This is a genomic window from Mycobacteriales bacterium, assembly GCA_035504215.1.
Classification (GTDB): Bacteria; Actinomycetota; Actinomycetes; order JAFAQI01; family JAFAQI01; genus DATAUK01.
On sequence record DATJSI010000080.1, the window covers coordinates 1 to 5,934 of the forward strand.

At 68.7% G+C, this 5,934-nt stretch carries 6 protein-coding genes; all 6 read left to right on the plus strand.

All coding sequences use genetic code 11. The features are described 5' to 3' along the window. Positions 1-540, plus strand: a 540-nt coding sequence (locus tag VME70_09605) for a BMP family ABC transporter substrate-binding protein (protein ID HTW20451.1), incomplete at its 5' end; no start/stop codon positions are given. A 67-nt stretch (positions 541-607) separates the two neighbouring features. Continuing rightward, a complete protein-coding gene (locus tag VME70_09610; GenBank protein HTW20452.1) occupies positions 608-2,170 on the plus strand; it encodes an ABC transporter ATP-binding protein in 1,563 nt (520 codons plus the stop codon). Then, complete coding sequence (locus VME70_09615; GenBank protein ID HTW20453.1) at positions 2,167-3,444, plus strand: ABC transporter permease; 1,278 nt, start codon at positions 2,167-2,169, stop codon at positions 3,442-3,444. The genes VME70_09610 and VME70_09615 overlap by 4 nt, the downstream gene beginning before the upstream one ends. Then, on the plus strand, positions 3,441-4,739 hold the full coding sequence (locus VME70_09620) for an ABC transporter permease (GenBank protein ID HTW20454.1): 1,299 nt from the start codon (positions 3,441-3,443) through the stop codon (positions 4,737-4,739). Before VME70_09615 ends, VME70_09620 begins: the two co-directional genes overlap by 4 nt. 28 nt (positions 4,740-4,767) lie before the next feature. Next, a complete protein-coding gene (locus VME70_09625) occupies positions 4,768-5,187 on the plus strand; it encodes a cytidine deaminase (protein HTW20455.1) in 420 nt (139 codons plus the stop codon). Further along, positions 5,184-5,934: thymidine phosphorylase (locus tag VME70_09630; GenBank protein ID HTW20456.1), on the plus strand; the 751-nt coding region annotated here is incomplete at its 3' end. The genes VME70_09625 and VME70_09630, both read left to right, overlap by 4 nt.

Below are 5,934 nucleotides of genomic sequence, written 5' to 3' on the forward strand. Positions count from 1 at the left end.
TACTACAACAAGACCCAGCACAAGAACGTCCAGGTCCTCGGCTGGACGCCGAAGGTGGGGCGGGCGAAGAGCAGCCTGGCGGGCAAGGGCCTGTTCACCAACGACTTCACCAACCAGGCGTTGGGCAAGACCGACGCGCAGACGCTGCTCGCGCAGGGTGCTGACGTCGTCTTCCCGGTCGCGGGCGCGGTGGGCCTCGGTGCGGCCGCCGCGGTCAAGCAGGCCGGCAGTGGCAACTACATGGAGTGGGTCGACACCGATGGGTGCGTGTCTGCCCCGCAGTACTGCTCGCTATTCCTGACCAGCGTGACCAAGGGCATCACGACATCGGTCGCGGGCGCCGTCGAGAAGGCCGCCAACGGTACGTTCGCCGGTGGCACCTACGTCGGTGACCTGAAGAACGGTGGTGTGGCACTCTCGCCGTACCACGACTTCCAGAGCAAGGTTCCGTCGTCGGTCACCTCGGCACTGGCCACGATCAAGGCGGGCATCGAGTCCGGCAAGATCTCGGTCGACCCGAACTCCTACCCGGCAGGCTGATCGTCGGTAAGGCGCGCCCGGCCGCTCCGGCGGCTCGGCGCGCCTTACCGCCGGGGCAGGAGACGCGATGAAGCTCGAGCTCGAAGGCATCACGAAGCGGTTCGGCACGCTGGTCGCCAACGACGGCATCGACCTGACCGTCGAACCGGGCGAGATCCACTGCCTGCTCGGCGAGAACGGCGCCGGGAAGAGCACGTTGATGAACGTGCTGTTCGGGCTGTTGAAGGCGGACTCCGGCGAGATCAAGGTCGACGGCAAGGTCGTCCACTTCGACGACCCGGGCGACGCGATCGCCGTGGGCATCGGGATGGTGCACCAGCACTTCATGCTCGTGCCAGTGTTCAGCGTGGCCGAGAACGTCGTCCTCGGCTTCGAGCCGACCCGCCCGCTCGGCTTCCTCGACCGGCAGAAGGCGAGAGAAGACATCCGCCGGTTGTCGTCGGAGTTCGGCCTCGAGGTGGACCCGGACGCGATCGTCGAGAAGCTCCCAGTCGGCCTTCAGCAGCGGGTCGAGATCGTCAAGGCGTTGATGCGCGATGTCAGCCTGCTGATCCTGGACGAGCCGACCGCGGTCCTCACCCCGCAGGAGATCGAGGGCCTGTTCACGATCATGCGGTCGCTGTCGTCGACCGGTCGCTCGATCCTGTTCATCACGCACAAGCTCAAGGAAGTGCTGGCGGTCGCGGACCGGATCACGGTCATGCGGCAGGGCAAGGTGATCGGTACGACGACGCCTGCCGAGGCCGACGAGGAGACCCTTGCGTCGATGATGGTCGGCCGTGATGTCGACCTGGTGGTGCACAAGGAGCCCGCGAAACCCGGCGAAACGGTCCTCGAGCTGTCCGGCCTGACCATCGCCGACGAGCGGGGGATCACGGTCGTGAACGACGTCGACCTGGACGTTCGGGCCGGCGAGATCGTGGCGCTCGCGGGCGTGCAGGGCAACGGGCAGACCGAGCTCTCGGAAGCGTTGCTCGGGTTGCTCCCGGTCTACTCGGGTTCGATCAAGGTCGGCGGGAAGGACCTCACCAAGGCCACGCCGCGCGAGGCGTTGCGCGCGGGCATCGCCTACATTCCCGAGGACCGCCAGCTCGAGGGTCTCGTCCTCAACATGTCGATCGCGGACAACCTCGTGCTCGACCTGCACAACGTCCCGCCATACGCCCGGCACGGCGCACGCAACCTCACCGAGGTGCGGCAAAGTGCCGAGCGGAAGCTCGGCGAGTTCGACATCCGCGCGACGTCCGTCGAGACCCCGGTCGGGACGCTGTCCGGTGGCAACCAGCAGAAGGTGGTCGCCGCCCGCGAGCTCAGCCGGCCGGTGCGGCTGCTCGTCGCCGCGCAGCCGACGCGCGGCCTCGATGTCGGTTCGATCGAGTACGTCCATCGGAGGATCGTCGAGGAACGCGACGGAGGAATGGCGGTGCTGCTGGTGTCCTCCGAGCTCGACGAGATCCTCGCGCTCGCCGACCGGGTCGCGGTGATGTACCGCGGCGGCATCGTCGGCGTCGTACCTCCGAGTGTCGGCCGCGAGCAGATCGGTCTGATGATGGCCGGCGCCGCGGACGGCGCGCAGAAGCCGTCGGCAGCTGGGCCGCCGACCGAGTCGACGGCGAACCCCTCGCTATGACCGCGATTCCTGCCGAGCCGGCGGCGGCGCCGGCCACCGAGCAGCCCGAGCCGTCGGGGCCATGGTGGAAGCGCTCGGCGCACTGGCTTGCCGAGGGCAATGTCGCCGTCGTCACATTTCTCGCGGTCGTGTGCGGGCTGGTGTTCGGGGCGATCCTCATCATCGTCACGACGACGTCGACCCTGCACGCCTGGGGCCACCTCGGGTCGAACCCGAAGCATGCCTTCGGCGCGAGCCTTACGACGGTGGGTCACGCGTATGGCGACCTGTTCACCGGCTCGATCTTCAGCCCGTCCGACCTGACGCATGCGCTGCGCACCGGGCACGGCTGGGTCACGCTGTTCACGCCGCTGTCCGAGACGCTCGTCTCTGCGACGCCGCTCATTCTCGCCGGGACAGGGGTTGCCCTCGGCTTCTCGACCGGCGTGTTCAACATCGGTGGCCAGGGCCAGTACATCGCCGGCGCGTTGTGCGCGACGTACGTCGGGTTCGGAGTGCATGCACCGCTCGCGATCCACATGCCGCTGGTGATCCTGGCCGGTGCTGCCGGTGGCGCGGTCGCGGGGTTCATCCCCGGCTTCCTGAAAGCCCGGACCGGCGCGCACGAAGTGATCGTCACGATCATGCTCAACTACATCTTCCTGGACCTGCTGAGCTACCTGCTCACGACGCGGCCGCTGCAGCAACCGGGGCAGAGCAACTCGATCTCGCAGACCATCCCGTCGTCGGCGACACTGCCGCACCTGTTCGGCAGCAACCTGCGCGTCAACGCCGGTCTGATCGTCGCCTTGCTGGTCGCGGCGGGCGCGTCCTGGTTCATGCGCCGAAGCACCCTCGGGTTCACCTTCCGGGTCATCGGGTCGAACCCGACCGCCGGGCGCACCGCCGGCATGGACTCGCGACGCGCGACCATCCTGGTGCTGACCATCTCCGGCGCTCTGGTCGGGCTGGCCGGCATGTCGACGCTGGCCGGCACGGACTTCTTCCTCTCGACCAACTACGGCGGCAGCACCGGGTTCAACGCAATTACCGTCGCCCTGCTCGGTCGCAACAAGCCGTCCGGTGTCGTGCTGGGTTCGCTGCTGTTCGCGGCGCTCGACACCGGCGGCCGCTACATGCAGGCTGCCACCGGCATCCCGATCGACCTCACCACGGTGATCCAGGCGGTCATCGTCTTCATGGTCGCGACGCCGGCGCTCATCCGTGAGATCTTCCGGCTCCGCGACGCCGGTGCCGGCAAGATCCTGCTCTTCACCAAGGGGTGGGCGGGATGACCGCCGGCACCGAAGAGTCCACCGTTTCCACGGTCGCGATCCCGGCTGCTCCCGAGGGCCGGCTGGTCTCCATCGCGCGCCTGCGCGGGATGGGCGTCTTCCTCATCGCGATCGGCTTGATCGGCATCTTCGGGATGGGGCTCGGCGCGAAGCATGGGGTCAAGGCGGTCTTCCTGCTCGCCAGCCAGCCCGCGACGAATGTGTCACCGATCACGATGCCGGTGCGCCCGTGGTGCATCGTGATGTCGATCCTCTGTGCGCTGGTCGGCGTATACCTGGCCGCGCGAACGCCCCGTCGCGGCGGCTACCTGATCTTCGGGGTCGGCGTCATCATCTTCATGTGGGCCTTCCTGGTGTGGGCGGCCCGCGGCGGTGAGCTGTCGTTCGTCCAGCTCCTGGCCGGAACGTTGGTGTCCGCCACCCCGTTGGTCTACGGCGCGCTGTCCGGCGTCATGTGCGAGCGGTCCGGCGTCGTCAACATCGCGATCGAGGGTCAGTTCCTCGCCGGCGCGTTTCTCGCCGCGATGATCGACAGCGCTTCGCATCACCTGTGGCTCGGCGTACTTGCCGGAGCGGCCTCGGGCGCGCTGTTCGGCGCGATCCTCGCGTTCCTGTCGCTGCGCTACGGCGCCGACCAGATCATCGTCGGCGTCGTCATCGTCGCGTTCTGCACCGGCCTGACGAACTACCTCACCGAGCAGGTGCTCACGCCGGACCAGGCGACCCTCAACAGCCCGTCGACGTTCAGCCCGATCGCGATCCCGTTGCTGTCGAAGATCCCGGTGATCGGGCCGGTCTTGTTCAACCAGAACATCTTCGTGTACGGCGCTGCGATCCTGCTCGTCGTCGTCCACGTCGCACTGTTCTACACGAAGTGGGGGCTGCGGGTGCGGTCCGTCGGCGAGCATCCGCAAGCCGCCGCGACGGTCGGCATCCACGTCCTGAACGTCCGCTACCGCAACGTGATTCTCGGTGGCGTGATCGCTGGGCTCGGCGGGGCATCCTTCACGATCGGGTCGATCGGGGAGTTCTCCTCCGACATGACCGCCGGTCTCGGGTACGTCGCGCTTGCCGCGATGATCTTCGGGCGGTGGCGCCCGTTCGGCGCGTTGAGCGCCGCGCTGCTGTTCGGGTTCGCGGTGTCACTGCAGAGCTTCCTCGCCGTTCTGAACGTCGGCATCCCGTCTCCGATCCTGTCGATGGCGCCGTACGTCATCACGATCGCCGTCGTCTCGGGCCTGGTCGGCCGGGTGCGGCCACCGGCCGCGGACGGCGTTCCGTACGTCGTGGGCTGATCGCGCGGCCCGGGTAGAGTGCCCGGCCATGACCGACGAACTCACGATCGACTGGGACCAGCTGCGGCGGGCCGCGGCCGAGGTGGCGACCCACGCGTATGCGCCGTACTCGAAGTTGCATGTCGGCGCGGCGGGACTCACGGACACCGGGTCGGTCGTGGTCGGCTGCAACGTCGAGAACGCCTCCTACGGCCTGACGCTGTGCGCGGAGTGCGGGCTGGTGTCGGCGTTGTCGGCGTCGGGCGGCTCACGCCTGGTCGCGGTGAGCGTCGTCGCCGGCGACGGCAATCCGCTCGCGCCGTGCGGGCGCTGCCGTCAGCTGCTCATGGAGCGCGGCGGCCCGGACCTGCTGCTCGACGCCGGACCGGGCCGGTCGCCCGCACGAATGGCAGACGTGCTGCCCGGTGCCTTCGACGAGGCGGAGCTCGACGCGCGGCGCGGTTCATGAGCGCTGCTGGCTTCGATGCCGTCGACCTCATCCGCACCAAGCGGGACGGCGGCGCGCTCAGCGACGCCCAGATCGACTGGGTGATCGGCACGTACGCCGTCGGTGGCGTCCCCGACGAGCAGATGTCGGCGCTGCTGATGGCGATCTTCTGGCGCGGGCTCTCCGCGCGCGAGCTGGCCCGCTGGACCGCGGCGATGATCTCCTCCGGCGAACGGCTCGACCTGAGTGGGCTGTCTCGGCCGACGGTGGACAAGCACTCGACCGGCGGCGTCGGCGACAAGGTGTCGCTCGTGCTCGCGCCGCTGGTCGCCGCGTGCGGCGCCGCCGTGCCCCAGCTGTCCGGGCGGGGGCTCGGACACACCGGCGGGACACTGGACAAGCTCGAGTCGATCCCTGGCTGGCAGGCGACGCTGTCCAACGAGCAGATCTACGAACAGTTGGACACGGTTGGCGCGGTCATCTGCGCGGCGGGTGCCGGCCTTGCGCCTGCCGACCGCAAGCTCTACGCGCTTCGAGACGTCACCGGCACGGTCGAGTCCATCCCGCTGATCTCGGCGTCGATCATGTCCAAGAAGATCGCCGAGGGCACCGCCGCGCTGGTGCTGGACGTCAAGGTGGGTAGCGGCGCGTTCATGCGGGCCGAGGCCGACGCCCGGCTGCTGGCGCAGACCATGGTGACCATCGGCGCCGAGGAAGGCGTGACCACCTCGGCGTTGCTGACCAGGATGGACACGCCGCTCGGCCGGG